General features: G+C 43.7%; 13 protein-coding genes and 1 pseudogene. 8 read left to right on the top strand and 6 right to left on the bottom strand.

Going from position 1 to position 18,153, the window contains the following annotated elements; translation table 11 throughout:
* Positions 1 to 2 precede the first annotated feature (2 nt).
* The 3 genes from EQY75_RS05820 to EQY75_RS05810 all read left to right on the top strand — a co-directional run bounded on the left by EQY75_RS05820 (position 3) and on the right by EQY75_RS05810 (position 2,712).
* The gene (locus EQY75_RS05820) at positions 3 to 1,247 is read left to right on the top strand and encodes an amidohydrolase (RefSeq protein ID WP_425462159.1); all 1,245 of its coding nucleotides are present in this window, start codon (positions 3 to 5) and stop codon (positions 1,245 to 1,247) included.
* A 30-nt stretch (positions 1,248 to 1,277) separates the two neighbouring features.
* The gene (locus tag EQY75_RS05815; protein WP_129603677.1) at positions 1,278 to 2,087 is read left to right on the top strand and encodes an OmpA family protein; all 810 of its coding nucleotides are present in this window, start codon (positions 1,278 to 1,280) and stop codon (positions 2,085 to 2,087) included.
* A 106-nt stretch (positions 2,088 to 2,193) separates the two neighbouring features.
* The gene (locus EQY75_RS05810) at positions 2,194 to 2,712 is read left to right on the top strand and encodes a DUF7935 family protein (RefSeq protein WP_129603675.1); all 519 of its coding nucleotides are present in this window, start codon (positions 2,194 to 2,196) and stop codon (positions 2,710 to 2,712) included.
* Positions 2,713 to 2,714: 2 nt separating this feature from the next.
* Here EQY75_RS05810 and EQY75_RS05805 read toward each other — a convergent pair whose 3' ends face one another.
* Positions 2,715 to 3,626 (bottom strand): patatin-like phospholipase family protein, encoded by a 912-nt coding sequence (locus EQY75_RS05805; RefSeq protein WP_129603673.1) that lies wholly within the window; start codon positions 3,624 to 3,626, stop codon positions 2,715 to 2,717.
* Positions 3,623 to 5,716 (bottom strand): M1 family metallopeptidase, encoded by a 2,094-nt coding sequence (locus tag EQY75_RS05800; protein ID WP_129603671.1) that lies wholly within the window; start codon positions 5,714 to 5,716, stop codon positions 3,623 to 3,625. Before EQY75_RS05800 ends, EQY75_RS05805 begins: the two co-directional genes overlap by 4 nt.
* Positions 5,717 to 5,791: 75 nt before the next feature.
* Here EQY75_RS05800 and recG point away from each other — a divergent pair.
* From recG to leuB, 5 genes and pseudogenes are all read left to right on the top strand, one after another.
* Positions 5,792 to 7,896, top strand: a pseudogene (gene recG / locus EQY75_RS05795) (ATP-dependent DNA helicase RecG).
* Positions 7,897 to 8,012: 116 nt separating this feature from the next.
* Positions 8,013 to 9,428 carry a 3-isopropylmalate dehydratase large subunit gene (gene leuC, locus EQY75_RS05790; RefSeq protein ID WP_129603669.1) on the top strand — a complete coding sequence of 472 codons (1,416 nt, stop codon included), beginning with the start codon at positions 8,013 to 8,015 and terminating at the stop codon, positions 9,426 to 9,428.
* 13 nt (positions 9,429 to 9,441) lie between these two features.
* Complete coding sequence (gene leuD, locus EQY75_RS05785; protein ID WP_129603667.1) at positions 9,442 to 10,038, top strand: 3-isopropylmalate dehydratase small subunit; 597 nt, start codon at positions 9,442 to 9,444, stop codon at positions 10,036 to 10,038.
* Positions 10,039 to 10,139: 101 nt separating this feature from the next.
* Positions 10,140 to 11,633, top strand: coding sequence for an alpha-isopropylmalate synthase regulatory domain-containing protein (locus EQY75_RS05780; RefSeq protein WP_129606985.1), 1,494 nt, complete (start codon positions 10,140 to 10,142; stop codon positions 11,631 to 11,633).
* 22 nt (positions 11,634 to 11,655) lie between these two features.
* On the top strand, positions 11,656 to 12,711 hold the full coding sequence (leuB, locus tag EQY75_RS05775; protein ID WP_129603666.1) for a 3-isopropylmalate dehydrogenase: 1,056 nt from the start codon (positions 11,656 to 11,658) through the stop codon (positions 12,709 to 12,711).
* 16 nt (positions 12,712 to 12,727) lie between these two features.
* Here leuB and EQY75_RS05770 read toward each other — a convergent pair whose 3' ends face one another.
* Genes EQY75_RS05770 through ilvB form a run of 4 tightly spaced genes read right to left on the bottom strand, consistent with a single transcriptional unit; the run spans position 12,728 to position 18,119 of the window.
* Positions 12,728 to 14,320: an NADP-dependent glyceraldehyde-3-phosphate dehydrogenase gene (locus EQY75_RS05770; RefSeq protein WP_129603664.1), complete on the bottom strand. Its 1,593-nt coding sequence runs from the start codon at positions 14,318 to 14,320 to the stop codon at positions 12,728 to 12,730.
* A 30-nt stretch (positions 14,321 to 14,350) separates the two neighbouring features.
* Positions 14,351 to 15,826 carry a ketol-acid reductoisomerase gene (ilvC, locus tag EQY75_RS05765; protein ID WP_129603662.1) on the bottom strand — a complete coding sequence of 492 codons (1,476 nt, stop codon included), beginning with the start codon at positions 15,824 to 15,826 and terminating at the stop codon, positions 14,351 to 14,353.
* A gap of 22 nt (positions 15,827 to 15,848) precedes the next feature.
* A complete protein-coding gene (gene ilvN, locus EQY75_RS05760) occupies positions 15,849 to 16,379 on the bottom strand; it encodes an acetolactate synthase small subunit (protein ID WP_129606983.1) in 531 nt (176 codons plus the stop codon).
* A 6-nt stretch (positions 16,380 to 16,385) separates the two neighbouring features.
* Complete coding sequence (gene ilvB / locus EQY75_RS05755; protein WP_129603660.1) at positions 16,386 to 18,119, bottom strand: biosynthetic-type acetolactate synthase large subunit; 1,734 nt, start codon at positions 18,117 to 18,119, stop codon at positions 16,386 to 16,388.
* Positions 18,120 to 18,153 lie beyond the last annotated feature (34 nt).

The raw sequence follows: 18,153 nt of genomic DNA, 5'->3' as shown, positions 1-18,153 counted from the left end.
TGATGGCTATAAACATGAATGCTCAGGACCACAATTTGGATAAGGCTTATCAAGCTGTGGAGTCTAAAGTAGTAGAATGGCGAAGGGATATTCACCAAAATCCCGAGCTCTCTAACCGGGAGTTTAAAACAGCTGCTAAAATTGCCGCTCATTTGACATCGCTCGGAATCGAAGTACAGACCGGAGTGGCCCATACAGGTGTTGTTGGAATTTTAAAAGGGTCCGGTCCCGGAAAAACGGTGGCCTTAAGAGCTGATATTGATGCCCTTCCGGTTTATGAACGAAATGACTTACCCTTTAAATCAACAGTAACTTCAGAATTTCTGGGAGAAAAGGTAGGTGTGATGCACGCCTGCGGCCATGATACACATACCGCCATCCTGATGGGTGTAGCCGAGGTAATGGCCAACAACAAGGATAAGATTAATGGCACTATTAAGTTTATTTTCCAGCCAGCAGAGGAAGGTCCTCCACCCGGAGAAGAGGGTGGTGCCAAACTAATGGTAAAGGAAGGTGTTCTTAAAAACCCCGATGTCGATGCCATCTTTGGTTTACATATCAATTCTCAAACCCCCGTGGGCATGATTAGATATAAGTCGGGTGGCGCCATGGCAGCAGCTCAGAGCTTTACGATTAATGTGAAGGGAAAACAAAGTCACGGTTCACAGCCCTGGGCCGGTGTTGATCCTATTTTAATCAGTGCGAAGATCATAGACGGACTTCAAACGATTATCAGCAGGGAAACGGAATTGACCAACGAGGCAGCCGTCATCACGGTTGGGAAGATCAAAAGTGGGGTAAGATTCAATATCATCCCTGAAAGCGCAGAAATGATTGGTACTATCCGAACGCTGGATTATGCTATGAAAGACAAGCTCAACAAAAGGATGATGGAAATGGTGCCGACCATTGCCAAAGCATATGGAGGAGATGCCACCATTGAAATAAAAGACGCTACAGACATCACCTACAATGATCCCAATCTCGTGGCTGCCATGCTTCCTACCTTAAAACGGGTAGCAGGGGAAAGTAATGTGGTAGAACAAAAAGCGATCACGGGAGCTGAGGACTTTTCTTATTTTCAACGAGAAGTTCCCGGTTTTTTCTTCTTTCTCGGTGGGATGACCCCGGGCAATACAGAATCCTTTCCACACCATACTCCGGATTTTATTATTGACGATAGCGGATTAATTGTTGGGGTTAAGGCCCTTACGGAATTAAGCCTTGACTATTTGAACAGGTCTTAATATGAATCTTTTAACAGGAACTATCAGAAAATGAAAAAAAGCGGAATCACTTTTTTAATAACCCTATTGACCATTGCCACCGGACTCAGCCAGAGCAAAAAAGAGCTGCAATTTCAGCTGGAGGAAAAAGAAGCTGAAATTCAACAATTGCAGTCCGAATTATCTTCGATAAAGCAGGTATCAGCTACATATAAAGCAGAGATGGAGGCTGTCAATTTCCAGATGGAAGAGTTGAGGGCAACCAACGCATCCCTCTTGCAGAACCTTACTAATTTTACTGAACTCTCCAGTAAAAAGACTGAAAATATCAGTAAGTCGCTCGAAACACTTCGGTCTAAAGAAAATCAACTGAAAAAGATCAATGACGCTCTTACCCAGACCGATTCTGTTACCCTTGCCATGCTCACACAGTTTAAGAATTCTTTGGGAACAGAAGTCAAAACGGGCTTAAGCAATGGAGCGGTTACCCTGGTATTGGACAATCTTTTCCTTTTCAAAGAGGTAGACCGAAATTATGATGTTGTAGCTGAAGCCTTGCCGGCATTGGAAAAGATTGCAGGGGTTTTAAAAAAGTACCCCAATCTCAAAATTATGGTAGAAACCAATAGTAATGCACTTGGTTTTGAAGGATTAAAAATTAAAGACAACTGGGATCTATCTTCACTGCAGGCCGCTGGGGTTGTTCGGGTCTTGACAGAAACTTACGGGCTTGCTCCATCACGGCTGCAGGCCATAGGAAAAAGTGAATACGGTTTTGACGGAATTGAAACCAGTACAAGAATCAGGATTCAACCGCCTTACGATACGTTCTACAGGACGGTGAAAGATATGATGAAATAAGAAGCTAAAGATCCAGGTGTGTGTTGGAACAACCCTTATAATTGTTATACTTTTTAGTTGATCCCTGCGTTGTAGTTTCGTAAATCAAACCAAACACCAAAAAATTATGACCGGAGACGGAATTTTACAATTATTCGGCTTTTTATTACCAGCAGTAGTCACAGGGGCTGTTGCTTTTTATTTTTTCAGGCTTCATACTAAAAACGAAGAAGGACGAAGGCGTTATCTCCTGCACAAGGAATCTCAGAAAAGTGCGCTCCCTATTCGCTTGCAGGCCTATGAACGCCTGGCTCTTTTTCTGGAACGGATTTCGATCCCCAATTTAGTGGTTCGGGTTGCTCCTCTTTCTGCAGATAAGGCAGCCTATGAAAATCTTTTGATCAAGAATATCGAAAATGAATTTGATCACAACCTGTCACAGCAAATCTATATGAGTGACGAATGCTGGAATGTGATCAAAGCTGCCAAAAGTGCCACTATCCAGGCTATAAGACGAGCAGGTATGAGCGAATCTGATTCTGCGGATAAATTGAGGGAAGATATCCTCAATGATACCATGGATAAACAATCCCCTTCTGCAACGGCTTTAGCCTTCGTTAAAAAAGAAATAAGCGATCTCTGGTAAGCCTAATCCAATTCTATTTGTAATTGACTTTGCTGATGGCTCTTGGCTTCGGCATATTGAAAACCACTCTCCCACCATGCAGTCATCTTGTCCTTATCAAAAATGAGAGAATTCGTAGTCAGGACCGTAGGAGTGTAGTAGAAGTTAATAATGGCGTCATTGTTGTTTGCAACAAACTTTCCAATGCGAATGTTTTGTCTCTCGATTCGATCCAGCATAAAAGCGAACATATTAGTTAGGAGCGAAAAGGCGTTTCTAGAAGGCATCCGGTTAAAATGCGTAGTTTCTGTGTGTAGGATAATGGCGTCCACAATCTTCGCTCCTCTTTTTACGGCTTCTTCAATCGGCACCATGCTACCCAGACCACCATCGGCGTATTCGCAACCTTCTTTCCTTACCAGACTCATAAAAGGCGTGTAGTTGCAGGAAATCCATATCCATTCACAAAAATCTTCGTATTCGAAATCGTTGATCGATTTATATTCGATTTGATTCAGAGAAAGATTAGAAACCGTGACAACGATATCCTTAGGGCCGTGTTTCAGGATTTCAAACTCTTCAGGAGTAATGGTATTTTTGATGAGTTTCAGCAGGTTGTGACTTTCCCCAAAGGTCTTGCTGCCGTTGTAAAAATTTTTCAAAACGTTCCAGTGGGCGATCCCGATATTGGATACACCGTGTTTCTTTTGGATGGTGAACGGACAATTACTAAAAATACTATTCTGATTAACGGAGGTGTATATTTCTTTGATTTTTTGAATTTTCTGAAGAGCCAGATGCGAAATAAGCAAGCTGCCGGTTGAAGTACCCAGGAAAAGATCGTACTGATGCTTTTGTTTTTCCATGAGGAACTGGGCCACACCCCCTGCAAATGCACCTTTACTTCCACCCCCTGAAATTACCAGTGCTCTCATTCGCGATTTAATTTATCGGACAGGTATTCGTATTCATTTCCTTCGAGTTCCTGCAACAGAGTGTTCAATCTTTTCTTCTGAACATCATCGCTGATCAGATCCCTGAGGATGGTCCTGGCAAGTTGCCGGAATTGCCAGGCGGGATGAAGGGCCGCATTGACTAAGTCTCTCAGGTTGTGGTCTTCGTAAGGAAAAACCTCCCGGATCAGTTGAAAAGCTAATTGTCTCACTTCCATCGGATAATGTTCTGCCGTATACGAAAACAATTCATTTTTGTACTCCTCTCGTTCGGCGGCGGAGAGGTAATCGCTTGTCAAGATAGCCAAAAGCAACCATAATTGCCTGATGTTTCTATTTGAAAAACCGGAAATTCCTGCGCTCTTATCGAGGTAGACTTTTCTGCTTGCAGGACGATGAATCCAGAGTTTGTACAAGGCATTTTCAAGTGTAACATAGCTTCGGTCAGTTAATAAAGATTCGTATTCTCTAATTAAATCGTCTGATACCGGTCCGGGAAGTGATGAAAGGGCTTTTCTCACCTCCCTATCATTACTTCTGAAGGCCTTCTTTAAAAAATCTGTGGAAAGTGATCTGTGGTAGAGGAGGATCATACGTGCCCTGAACCCGGATGATGTTATTTTTTCCCAATATTTACTGATGATAGCTTCATTATTCTCTGCACTTGAAATGAGTTCCATTCTCAGCTTAAAAAAACTGTCTACAGGTAGATAAGAATTACGTAAATAATTAAGAAGTTCATCCTCAGGAAATGCAGTGCTTTCCAGCCAGTTCTGCCTGAACTCTACAAGAGAAGTTCCGGTTGAGGCTTCCATAGCGCTTAAGAAATCGTCCACGCTTGCATTTTGATAGGAGAACTGGGTAAGAAAACTCTTTATCCCTCTTTTAAAATTCTGCTCACCTACTTCATTTTGGAGCATCAACAATGCCATCGCCCCCTTGTCGTAAAAGGTAAGGCTGTTCGCATTGGGATCGAGTAATGAAGCCCCCTGCCCTGCCCTCTCGGCAGCTTCGAGAACGTCCGCCTTATCGAGAAGCATCCAGTAAAAATAGTCTTCCCCAAGGAGCTCCTTTTCAGCCAGCCATGAATAATAGGTAGCAAATCCCTCGTGCAACCAATGACTGGAAGCATCCTTTTCGGTGACCAGATTACCAAACCATTGATGAGTGAATTCATGGGCATTTACGTTTACATAGTTCCGATCAGAAAATGCTATTGAATCAATTACATACGCATCCGAAAATATTGTTGTTCCTGTATTTTCCATCCCTGCGTAAAGAAAATCCCTCACCGGCACCTGTTTGTAGTTCTGCCAGGGATAAGGAACTCCTATTTCCCGCTCCAGCATGTTGAAAATCTCCGTGGTAAATCTATAGGTAGGCTCTACTTTTAGTGAGTCCTGAGGGTAGAAATAGAGATCGATAGGGGTCCCCGAGTTTGAAATTCGACGAGTGGATTCATACTTGCCTGCAACAAAGGCCAGCAGATAACTACTCATCGGTTTAATCATTTTATAATGCCATAAGACACTTCCTTCCTTCTCTTCTGTTCCTATCAATTTACCGTTGGCAATGACTTTGTAATTTTTTGGAAACTCTACTTTGAGATCAAATCGGACTTTCTCTGACATCAGATCAAAACTAGGTACCCAGTGACTGTTGTATTTTCCCTGCCCCTGGGTCCAGACCTGCTCATTTCCAGGTATACTATCCTGCCACCCCAGGAAGTACACAGCCTGCTTGGGAGTACATGAATAGTCCACCTCAAGGGAATACTCCTTGTCCTTCCGGTATTTCTTATAGAGCGTGAGAAATCTTCCGTCGTATTTGTATTTTACTTTCCGGCCATTAAGTTGTACTTTTTTGATGTTCATTTCCCTGGCATCGAGAAAAACCGAATCTGTGGCCTTATCGATCTTTAATCGATAACTAACTTTACCATCAATACGCTCCTGATAAGGATCCACATTTATCACTAGATCACCCTCCAGGAAGTCGTATCCTCTATCGTTTTGCCCCGGGAGCGGAAAAAAACTGATGATCAGAAAATACAAGGCAACGGGTAACTTCATAAAACTATTTCTCTATTCTCAAAATTAGTATTTTGATCTGTTGGAGTTCAAGGAAGTAACTATTAATTTAGACAAATGAAACCCAATCTTCTGCAAACCCCGATTACTTATCTCAAAGGGGTGGGGCCAAACAGAGCTGAGGTTTTGCATTCAGAGCTGGGTATAGACACCTACAATGACCTTTTACATCACTTCCCCAACCGTTACATCGATAAGACCAGATATTACAAAATCAATCAATTAGAGAGAAATTCTGCGGAAATTCAACTGGTTGGGAAGATCCTTCATATCAAAACTGTTGAGCAAAAAAAAGGGAAACGACTCGTCGCCAAATTTGTGGATGAAACCGGGGAAATGGAATTGGTGTGGTTCAGAGGACATCGTTGGCTTAAAGAACAGCTTCAAATTAATGTTCCCTATGTCATTTTCGGAAGGACCCAATGGTTCAATGGTGTATTTTCTATGCCACACCCGGATATGGAATTGTTGTCGGAACACGAAAAAGGCTTGCGCATCCATATGCAACCCATTTATCCCTCTACAGAAAAACTGGGAAACAAGGGGATTTCAAACAGGGTCATTAGTCAGCTCATCCAGCAACTTTTCCGTGAAACCAATGGTGCCTTTGCTGAAACTTTGAACTCTTCACTTATTGATGAGCTCAAATTAATTTCACGTAAAGAGGCGCTACTAAACATCCATTTTCCTCGTGATCAGAATAAATTAGCCCGAGCACAGTTCAGATTAAAATTTGAGGAGCTATTTTTTATCCAGCTGCAGCTTATATCAAAAAACCTATTGCGGAAAAAGAAGATCAGGGGATTTCCTTTTGAGCATGTGGGGAAGTATTTTAATACATTTTATAATGAGTTTTTGCCCTTTCAATTAACCGGGGCGCAGCAAAAGGTTATAAAAGAAATAAGGGCCGACTTGGGAAGCAAAGCCCAGATGAACCGCCTACTACAGGGTGATGTGGGATCGGGAAAGACCATTGTTGCCCTTATGAGTATGCTATTGGCCCTCGATAACGGATACCAGTCGTGCCTTGTGGCTCCTACTGAAATCCTGGCCAACCAGCACTATAACAGCCTAAAAGAAATACTGGGTGAAATGGATGTAACCATTTCCCTCCTCACCGGATCGGTTAAAAAGTCTAAGCGGACGGTGATCCACGAATCCCTAGAAGATGGGAGCCTCCATATTCTCGTGGGTACGCATGCAGTACTTGAGCACAAAGTGAAATTCCACAATCTTGGACTTGCGATAGTTGATGAACAACATCGCTTCGGGGTGGCACAACGATCTAAATTATGGCATAAAAATGAAATTCCACCACATATCCTGGTTATGACTGCGACGCCAATACCTCGTACGCTGGCGATGAGTTTGTATGGGGATCTGGATATATCCGTAATCGATGAGTTACCCCGGGGAGAAAACCGGTGAAGACCGTGCACCGTTTTGACAGCAACCGGTTGAAAGTTTTCCGGTTTCTGAAGGATGAAATCCGCAAAGGCAGACAGGTCTACGTGGTTTATCCGCTGATTAAAGAATCACAGGCCCTTGATTACAAAGACCTGATGGATGGGTATGAGAGTATGGTACGCGATTTTCCGCTCCCGGAATACCAGATTTCCATCGTGCATGGACAAATGAAATCAGAAGACAAGGACTATGAAATGGATCGTTTTGTAAAAGGGGAAACACAAATCATGGTAGCGACAACTGTGATTGAAGTAGGCGTTAACGTCCCAAATGCAACGATTATGATCATTGAAAGTGCAGAGCGATTTGGCCTGTCACAATTACATCAGCTTCGTGGGCGTGTAGGAAGAGGAGGAGAACAGAGTTATTGCATCTTAATGACCGGCCAGAAGTTGTCATCAGAAGCGAAAACGCGCCTGCAAACGATGACAAGGACCAATGATGGATTTGAAATAGCAGAAGTAGACCTAAAACTCAGAGGTCCGGGAGATCTGATGGGAACCCAGCAGAGTGGTCTGCTTAACCTTAAGATTGCCGACATTGTAAAAGATAATGACATCCTAAAGACAGCTCGATATTACGCAATGAATCTCTTGCAGGAAGACCCGGATATGGCCCTGAAAAAAAACGAAACTGTAAGAAAGAAGTACATTGAATTAACGAAGCACAAGAACATCTGGAATTATATCAGTTGAGTACGGTAATCCTCATGCAGGGCCAATTCCGTGTTTTGAACATCGTAATTTATAAAGGGTGAAATTTCTATTCAATTCCCTATAGATTATTTTTGTCAGTTCAGAAATTACCTAAAATGAGTGAACAGAGAACACTATTTGACAAAGTATGGGATGCCCATGTTGTAAGGTCGATAAGCAAAGGACCAGACGTACTTTTTATAGATCGCCATCTGGTACATGAGGTGACGAGTCCGGTAGCCTTCCTGGGGTTGAAAAACCGGGGTGCAAAAGTCTTGTATCCTGAACGTACATTTGCAACAGCAGATCACAATACCCCCACCATAAACCAACATCTACCGGTAAAAGATCCATTATCGGCAAATCAACTGAAGGCTTTAGAAGAAAATGCCCGAGAACACGGAATACCCTATTGGGGTCTTGGCCATCAGAAAAATGGTATCGTCCATGTAATTGGTCCGGAAAACGGGATTACACTTCCGGGTGTGACGGTAGTGTGCGGAGACTCGCATACCTCCACGCACGGGGCCTTTGGTGCAATTGCCTTTGGGATAGGCACTTCAGAAGTGGAGATGGTCTTGTCCACTCAATGCATCATGCAACCCAAGCCCAGGAAAATGAGGATTACCATAGACGGCAGCCTTAGCAGAGCTGTGACTCCTAAAGACGTCGCACTCTATATCATTTCACAACTTTCAACCTCCGGGGCCACAGGGTATTTTGTGGAATACGCCGGCGAAGTCTTTCGCAATATGTCTATGGAAGGCAGGATGACCGTTTGCAATCTCAGCATTGAAATGGGAGCCAGGGGTGGGATGATCGCCCCGGATGAAAAAACATTCTCTTACATCAAAGGAAGAGAATATACTCCTAAAGGTGAAGAATGGGAAAAGGCGATGGAATATTGGAAAACACTGTACTCAGATTCAGATGCGCAATTTGACAAGGAGATCGTTTTTGATGGCTCGGCCATTGAACCGATGATTACCTATGGAACCAATCCCGGAATGGGCATTGGAATATCTTTGGGAATCCCAACAGCGGAATCCTTAGATGGTGGTGTTGCTACTTACCGGAAGTCGCTTGAGTATATGGATTTTAAAGAAGGAGATGCGATGCTGGGTAAAAAAATAGATTTCGTCTTTCTGGGAAGTTGTACCAACGGACGTATAGAGGATTTCAGGGCGTTCGCCGAAGTGGTTAAAGGTCGCAAAAAGGCCGATCACGTTACCGCATGGCTCGTTCCTGGTTCACATCGTGTTGAAGAAGCTATTGAGAAAGAAGGTATTCTCGATATCCTGCATGAAGCGGGTTTTGAATTGAGAGAACCTGGTTGTTCGGCCTGCCTGGCTATGAATGACGATAAAATACCTGCAGGTAAGTATGCCGTAAGTACATCAAACCGGAATTTTGAAGGGAGACAGGGACCTGGAGCTCGAACCTTATTGGCCAGCCCTCTAGTAGCTGCTGCAGCGGCCGTAACCGGAAAGGTAACGGATCCCAGAGTATTAATGGAATTAGAAACCGCCTAAACCGCATTATATAATGGCTTACGATAAATTTAAAGTCCTTAAGAGCAGTGCCGTACCACTACCTATCGAAAACGTGGATACTGACCAGATCATTCCTGCTCGGTTTTTAAAGGCAACAGAGCGCAAAGGATTTGGGGATAACTTATTCAGAGATTGGCGATACTACCCCGACAACCGGCCGAAGGAGCATTTTGTTTTGAATAACCCTATCTACAGTGGTAAAATTCTGGTTGGAGGGAAAAATTTCGGTTCTGGATCTTCCAGGGAACACGCTGCATGGGCCATTTATGACTATGGTTTCAGATGTGTTGTTTCCAGTTTTTTTGCGGATATATTCAGAAATAACTGCCTCAATATTGGTGTTTTACCGGTTCAGGTGAGTCCGCCATTTTTACAGCGAATCTTTGAGGAGATTGAAAAAAATCCCAAAGCTGAGTTGACCATCGACCTGCCTTCTCAGACCATTACGATAGAGGCTACTTCAGAAAAGGAAGAATTTGATATCAATCCCTATAAAAAGGAAAATATGCTCAACGGCTATGACGATATTGATTACCTCCTCAATATGAAGGAAGAAATAGAAGATTTCGCAGGAGGCCTGCCTTTATAAAATTTAGAGAAATCATGCCTGAAGCTACTTTATCCCCTTCTCAAAAATCGCGTAATAATTCTCCCAAAGGAAAGGAAGAGCAACGCAGAACTATTGAGATCATGGACACGACCCTGAGGGATGGGGAGCAAACCTCGGGGGTTTCCTTTTCAGCTTCGGAAAAATTGACAATGGCGAAGCTCTTGTTAGAAGAGTTGAGAGTTGATCGCATCGAAATTGCCTCCGCACGTGTTTCTGAAGGGGAATTTCAGTCTGTCAAAAACATCTTGGAATGGGCATCAGAGCGTGGTTTTGAAGAACGAGTTGAAGTACTCACTTTTGTTGACGGGGGCCTGTCATTAGAATGGATGCAAAAGTCGGGGGCAAAAGTTCAGAATTTACTCACTAAAGGATCGCTCAACCACCTCACTCATCAATTAAAAAAGAAGCCTGAAGAACATTTTAAAGAAATAGCAGAGGTCATTGAGCAAGCCGGTGCCATGGGAATCACAACCAATGTGTATCTGGAGGACTGGAGTAATGGGATGCGTAATTCCCCTGATTACGTATTCAACTTTCTGGATTTTCTGGCTACCCAGCCACTGAAAAGAGTTCTATTGCCTGATACACTGGGGGTGCTGACACCAAATGAAACCGGTAATTTTATAAGCCAGATCGTTAAGCGCTACCCCGAAATTCATTTTGACTTTCACGGACATAACGACTACGACCTTAGTGTTGCCAATGTCATGGAAGCGGTCAAGGCCGGATGTCATGGACTGCATCTTACGGTCAATGGCATGGGAGAACGAGCTGGCAATGCTCCCCTTGCCAGTGTAGTGGCAGTTTTAAATGACTTTTTACCCGAGTTTAGAATTAATGTGCAGGAGTCTTCTCTCTTTAAGGTGAGCAAATTGGTATCTGCCTTTACCGGCTTTGTCATCCCGGCGAACAAACCTATAGTTGGAGATAATGTTTTTACCCAAACTGCTGGTATACATGCCGATGGAGATAATAAAAAGAACTTATACTTTAATGACCTTTTACCAGAAAGGTTTGGAAGAAAGCGCAAATACGCCCTGGGGAAAACCTCAGGGAAAGCTAATATCCAGAAGAATCTTCAGGAGTTGGGGCTTACGCTTAATGACGAGGAAATCAAAAAGGTAACGGCGAGGATTATCGAATTGGGCGATAAAAAGGAGCGAGTGACAAAAGACGATCTTCCTTATATCATTTCTGATGTACTGGACAGCGAAGGTTATCAGCAAAAGGTCTTTGTGAAGTCGTATGTGCTCACCCATGCGAAAGGCTTAAAACCCTCTACCACGGTTTGTGTAGAATTTGAGGGAGAGAGCATCGAAGAAAACGCCCAGGGTGATGGTCAGTTTGACGCCTTTATGAATGCATTGAGAAAGGTTTATCGTTCAAAGAAAAAAAGTTTACCCAATCTCGTGGACTACGCCGTGCGAATTCCTCCCGGAAGTAATTCGGACGCCCTTTGTGAAACCGTAATTACTTGGCAGGATGGCGACAAGGAGTTTGCTACCAGGGGTCTCGATTCTGACCAAACTGTTTCTGCGATAAAGGCGACAGAAAAAATGCTCAACATTATTTAAATCCCAGATACAAGTCTATTTTATGGAATTAACTATTGCCCTATTAGCCGGAGATGGTATCGGCCCGGAAGTAATTCAACAAGCAGTAAAGGTATGCGATGCTGTAGCCACAAAATTTAACCACCAAATACATTGGAAGCCCGCCCTAACCGGAGCGGCTGCCATTGATGCTGTAGGCGACCCCTACCCCGACTCCACACATGATATCTGTGTGAATTCTGACGCCGTGTTATTTGGTGCCATTGGTCATCCGAGGTTCGACAATGACCCGTCGGCCAAAGTACGTCCCGAACAAGGCCTGTTAAAAATGAGGCAAAAACTCGGATTATTTGCTAACGTAAGACCCACTTTTACCTTTGAATCCCTTATTGATCGATCTCCGCTGAAAAGAGAGCGGATTGAAGGCACCGACCTGGTTTTCCTGAGGGAGCTTACCGGAGGTATTTATTTTGGAAAAAGAGGCAGAGAAGACAACGGGGATACCGCCTATGACACTTGTACCTATACTCGAATGGAAGTTAAGCGCCTGGCAAAAAAAGGCTTCGAACTGGCGATGAAACGATCTAAAAAACTCTGCTGTGTGGACAAGGCCAACGTTTTGGAGTCTTCTCGTTTGTGGAGGGAGACCGTACAGGCCATGGAAAAAGATTATCCTGAAGTTGAAGTGTCCTATGAATTCGTGGATGCCGTAGCCATGCGACTTGTGCAATGGCCTAATTCTTATGACGTGCTGATCACCGAAAACCTTTTTGGGGATATCCTAACAGACGAAGCCTCAGTCATCTCGGGATCGATGGGACTCATGCCTTCTGCCTCCATAGGAGAGTCGATAGGGCTTTACGAGCCCATTCACGGCTCTTACCCTCAAGCCGCCGGAAAGGATATCGCCAACCCCCTTGCAACGGTTTTATCTGCCGCAATGATGTTCGACGATTTAGGTTTGCCAGACGAGGCCAATGCGATCAGAATGGTCGTAAACAAATCCCTGGCTGAGGGAATGGTTACTGAAGACCTTGCCGATAAAAACAAGGGTCGGAAGACCAGCGAAGTTGGCAACTGGCTTGCTAAAAACCTCTAGTTCTTTTCAATACGGGTTACAGGATATACTCCGTACTAGTGAAATTGGATAATTTGGTCTCCAATAGTTGTTTTACTGTATCCTTATTGATCTCATTGTCTTTAAAGGCCAGGAGGGTTCGAATAGAGAAAGACCTCAGAGCATCGTGAACACTAAGTGTTGATTGTGCCGAATCTTTACGCCCGGTAAAGGGGTATACATCGGGTCCACGCTGGCAGGAACTATTCAGATTTACCCTGCAAACCAGATTGGCCAGAGTGTCGATTAATGGTGCCAGGGCATAAACATCTTTTCCAAAAAGGCTCACTTGTTGTCCGTAATTGCTCTCCGCCATGTCATCAAGCGGCTCTTCGATATCCTTAAACGAAAGTACCGGAATAACAGGGCCAAATTGTTCTTCCTGGTAGACTCGCATATCCTTGGTGACGGGATAAAGGACTGCCGGCCAGATGTAATTGTCGAAATGTTTACCGCCTTTTTTGTTCATGATTTTCGCACCTTTCGCCAGGGCATCGTCAATGAGTTCCTGAACGTATTCAGGTTTACCGGGCTCTGGCAGGGGAGTAAGTTTTACCCCTTCATCCCATGGATTACCAAACTTTAGCTTATCCACTCTCGCAGCAAACTCATTTAGAAAATCCTCTTTCACTTCATCGTGCACATAAACAATCTTGAGGGCAGTACAGCGCTGTCCGTTAAAAGACAGGGTTCCGGTGAGGCATTCCTCTATAGTAAGCTCCATGTTAGCGTCTGGGAGTATGATCGCAGGATTTTTTGCTTCAAGACCCAAAACCAAACGCAAGCGATTGCTCTTTGGATGCTGATCCTGCAAGGCATTTGCCGACTTGCTGTTTCCGATTAAGGCCAATACGTCTACCTTCCCCGTTTTCATTATTGGAGCTGCCACAGTTCTCCCCCTGCCGAAGAGGATATTGACCACTCCTTTGGGAAAGCTGTTCTTAAACGCCTCCAGCAGCGGAGTAATGAGCAATACACCGTGTTTGGCAGGTTTAAATATGGTGGTATTCCCCATAATCAGGGCGGGGATCAGTAGGGCAAATGTTTCGTTCAGAGGATAATTGTAAGGTCCAAGACAAAGAACGACACCCAACGGCCCTCGCCGGATGTGGGCGTAAACCCCTTCGTGCTTTTGAAATTTAGCCGAGTTTCGGTCTAGTTGCTTGTAATCTTCAATAGTGTCGTAGATATAATCTACGGTTCGATCAAATTCTTTTATGGAATCTGGCAGGGATTTTCCTATCTCCCACATCAAGAGTTTTACCACGATATCACGCTTGGTTTTCATCTGCTCGACGAATTTTTCCATGCATTCAATTCGGTCACTCACCTTCATGGTTGGCCAAACTCCTTTCCCCTGATCATAAGCACCAAGTGCACCATCTAAAGCTTCCATAGCCTCTTTTTCGCCCAGATCGGGAATACTCCCAAGCAGGGTATGTTCGTATTTTTCAGTGGAGGATATGGTCGAAAATACGTCGGTCACTGCTCCTTCCCATGGCTTTAGCTCCCCATTTACCAGATAGGTTTTTTGATGTATCAGGGAATCGATACGGTAGGATTCAGGTATTGATGTTTTTTCTTTAATCATCTGCAATTATTTTACTTTGCAATATTATTTTTAAACTATAGGCTTCATAGCCGTCATCGAAGCTCGCAGTCTTGCACCTACACGTTCAACTGGATGTTCTCTCAGGGCTTGGTTTACCTGAATTAGTTTGGCATTAGAAACACCGTTATCTCGGGATGCTCCGTATGCTTTACCGATAACATCCACATCCACCTTTTTCATAAAGTCCTTTAACAGCGGTTTACAGGCATGGTCAAATAAATAACAGCCGTATTCCGCCGTATCAGAAATTACCCTGTTCATTTCAAATAGCTTTTTCCTGGCAATGGTATTCGCGATCAGAGGGGTTTCATGTAAAGACTCGTAGTAGGCCGACTCGCCAATGATTCCTGAATCGGTCATAGCTTCATATGCCAACTCTACCCCTGCCCTGACCATGGCAACCATCAACACTCCGTTATCGTAGTATTCCTGCTCAGAGATTTTAACGTCAGCTGCCGGAGTTTTCTCAAAGGCAGTTTCTCCCGTAGCTGCTCTCCAACCTAACAAGTTCTTATCATCATTTGCCCAGTCTTCCATCATAGTTTTGGAAAAATGACCGCTCATGATATCATCCATGTGTTTTTGAAAAAGAGGACGCATAATATCTTTCAGTTCTTCGGAAAGGTCAAAAGCTTTGATTTTGGCGGGATTGGATAGTCGGTCCATCATATTTGTGATTCCGCCATACTTAAGCCCTTCTGTGATGGTTTCCCATCCATATTGTATCAGTTTTGAGGCATATCCGGCATCTATTCCTTTTTCTACCATCTTATCGAAGCATAGGATAGAACCGGTTTGTAGCAGGCCACAAAGTATGGTCTGTTCCCCCATTAAATCGGATTTCACTTCTGCAACAAAGGAAGATTCTAAAACCCCTGCTTTATGACCACCGGTAGCAGCCGCATAAGCTTTTGCCTGCGCAAGGCCTTTGCCTTCAGGGTCGTTCTCGGGATGAACTGCGATCAGGGTAGGAACCCCGAAGCCTCTTTTGTATTCCTCCCTCACCTCTGATCCCGGACTTTTAGGAGCAACCATAATTACCGTTAGGTCTTTTCTGATCTGCATCCCTTCTTCTACAATATTAAAACCATGAGAATAGGATAGGGTCGCCCCTTTTTTCATCAGAGGCATTACGCTATTAATTACATTGGTATGTTGTTTATCCGGGGTTAGATTGATCAACAGATCAGCGGAAGGTACAAGCTCCTCATAGGTGCCAACTGTAAAGCCGTTTTCTGTAGCATTTACATAGGATGCCCTTTTTTCCGCTATCGCAGCCTCACGCAAGGTATACGCGATATCGAGGCCGGAGTCTCTCATATTTAGGCCCTGGTTAAGCCCCTGGGCACCACAACCAATAATTACAATCTTTTTCCCTTTTAGGACGGCAACACCATCAGCAAATTCTGTGGTGTCCATAAATCGGCATTGCCCTAGTTGTTTCAGTTGATCTCTGAGGGAAAGTGTATTAAAATAATTTGTCATGCGTAGTCTTGTTTGTGTCTCGTTAATTATTGTTTTCGTATTCGTTCAATAAGGCCGTAATTGGCATTGCGGCCTTGGTTACAGCAATTCGTCCTGATCGCACAAATTGCATAATGCCATAAGGTTCCAATTCGTCGTGCATTTCGTCAATTTCATGCCTTCTTCCGGTCTTAGCAAGGATAAAGAAGTCCCTGGAAACGGTTACTATCTGCGAATTGCTTTCCTTGATAATATTCTGAATCTGTCGTTCGTCAAAAAGTAAATGAGAAGCAATTTTAAAGAGAGCAGACTCCTGATAGATGATTTCTTCATCTGTGTGATAAAATGCCTTGATCACTTCAATTTGCTTTTCTATCTGAGCCACAATTTTTCTTGTCCAGTCTTCTGTGGTAAATACGACAATAGTAAATTTTGAAATATTTTTAATTTCTGATTTAGAGACATTTAATCCCTCTATATTGATGTGTCGCTTTAAAAATATTCCTGAGATTCTATTCAGTAACCCAACATTGTTTTCCGAATACACTGAAATGGTAAAAAATTTTTTCTCCATCATTGCTTACTTTAATCTTATATCTGACACAGAAGCACCTGAAGGTATCATAGGGAAGACATTGTCCTCTTTTTCTACTTTAACTTCTAGAAAATAAGGTTCCTTTGCTGCGATCATTTCCTCAACAGCTGCCTTTAAATTCTTTCGTTCCGATACCCTTTGTGCCTTGATGTGATACCCCTCGGCGATCTTGACAAAATCAGGATTGGTCATAACCGTAGAAGCATAACGACTTTCAAAAAACAATTCCTGCCATTGTCTTACCATCCCCAAATGATCATTGTTGAGTACAACAATCTTTACAGCAGTTTTATTCTGATATATAGTAGCCAGTTCCTGAATGGTCATCTGGTAGCCCCCATCTCCAATTATTGCGACAACTTCTCGCTCCTCCGCCCCCATCTTAGCCCCAATCGCAGCCGGTAGTGCGAATCCCATGGTGCCTAAGCCACCTGAGGTAATATTACTCTTGGACTGGTCAAATTTGGCATAGCGGCAGGCCACCATCTGATGCTGACCCACATCTGTGACAATGACAGCCTTATTTTTTGAAGCTTTATTGATCTCCTCCACTACTTCTCCCATCGTCAATCCCTCCTTCTTGGGGTGCAGGTCATTTTCAATTACCGTTTTAAATTCCTCTTCATACTTCAACTTGAACTCATTGTGCCATGTTTCGTGGCTGTTCTTCTTGATCTTAGGCAGTAACTTTTTTAATGTTTCTTTAGCGTTGCCCAGAAGAGCGACGTCTACCTGTACATTTTTGTTGATCTCGGCAGGATCTATCTCCATATGGATGATTTTTGCCTGCTTGGCATAACTCTCAAGATTGCCGGTAACACGATCGTCAAATCGCATTCCGATAGCGATCAGTACATCGCATTCGTTAGTCAGTACATTAGGCCCGTAATTGCCGTGCATCCCCACCATGCCTACATTGAGAGGATGGTCTGTGTTCATGGCAGAAAGTCCAAGAATGGTCCAGGCAGCTGGGATACCGGATTTTTCCACAAAAGCCTTTAATTCCTTTTCAGCCTCACCAAGGATAACCCCTTGTCCAAATACAATGTAAGGCTTCTTTGCGTTATTGATCAAGTCCGCAGCCATCTCAAGGGCCTCCGCTTTTACCACAGGTGTTGGCTGATAACTTCTTACCCCGGTACAGGCTTCATAATGAAAATCCAGCTCATCAAATTGGGCATTTTTGGTGATATCAATCAGTACGGGGCCAGGCCGGCCCGACTTAGCAATAAAAAATGCCTTCGCCATTATCCCGGGGATTTCTTCAGCCGTAGTGATCTGATAGTTCCACTTGGTTACCGGGGTAGAAATTCCGATAATATCCGTTTCCTGAAATGCATCTGATCCCAACAGGTGTCTAGGTACCTGCCCGGTAATACATACCATGGGAGTAGAATCGATCTGGGCATCGGCTAGTCCTGTTACCAAATTTGTTGCCCCCGGACCTGAAGTGGCCATTGCAACACCAACTTTCCCACTCACCCTGGCGTAGCCCTGGGCAGCGTGAGTGGCTCCCTGTTCATGCCGGGTAAGAATATGCGTTAGCTTATCCTGAAACTTATATAGTTCATCATAAACCGGCATTATGGCTCCTCCGGGATAGCCGTAAATAAGATCTACACCTTCTGCAAGCAGACAGTGTATAATCGCCTCAGCCCCACTAACCCTTAATTTTTTAGGGTTTTTATGAGTAGTTTTCTTTTTTGTCATCGTATCCATAAATACATTCTTTCAATGCGATCTTTACAATTTT

Origin of the sequence: Muriicola soli, from assembly GCF_004139715.1 — a bacterium.
Classification (GTDB): domain Bacteria; phylum Bacteroidota; class Bacteroidia; order Flavobacteriales; family Flavobacteriaceae; genus Muriicola; species Muriicola soli.
Note: the sequence above shows the minus strand (reverse complement) of the source record. Positions and strands in the feature narration are given on the sequence as shown.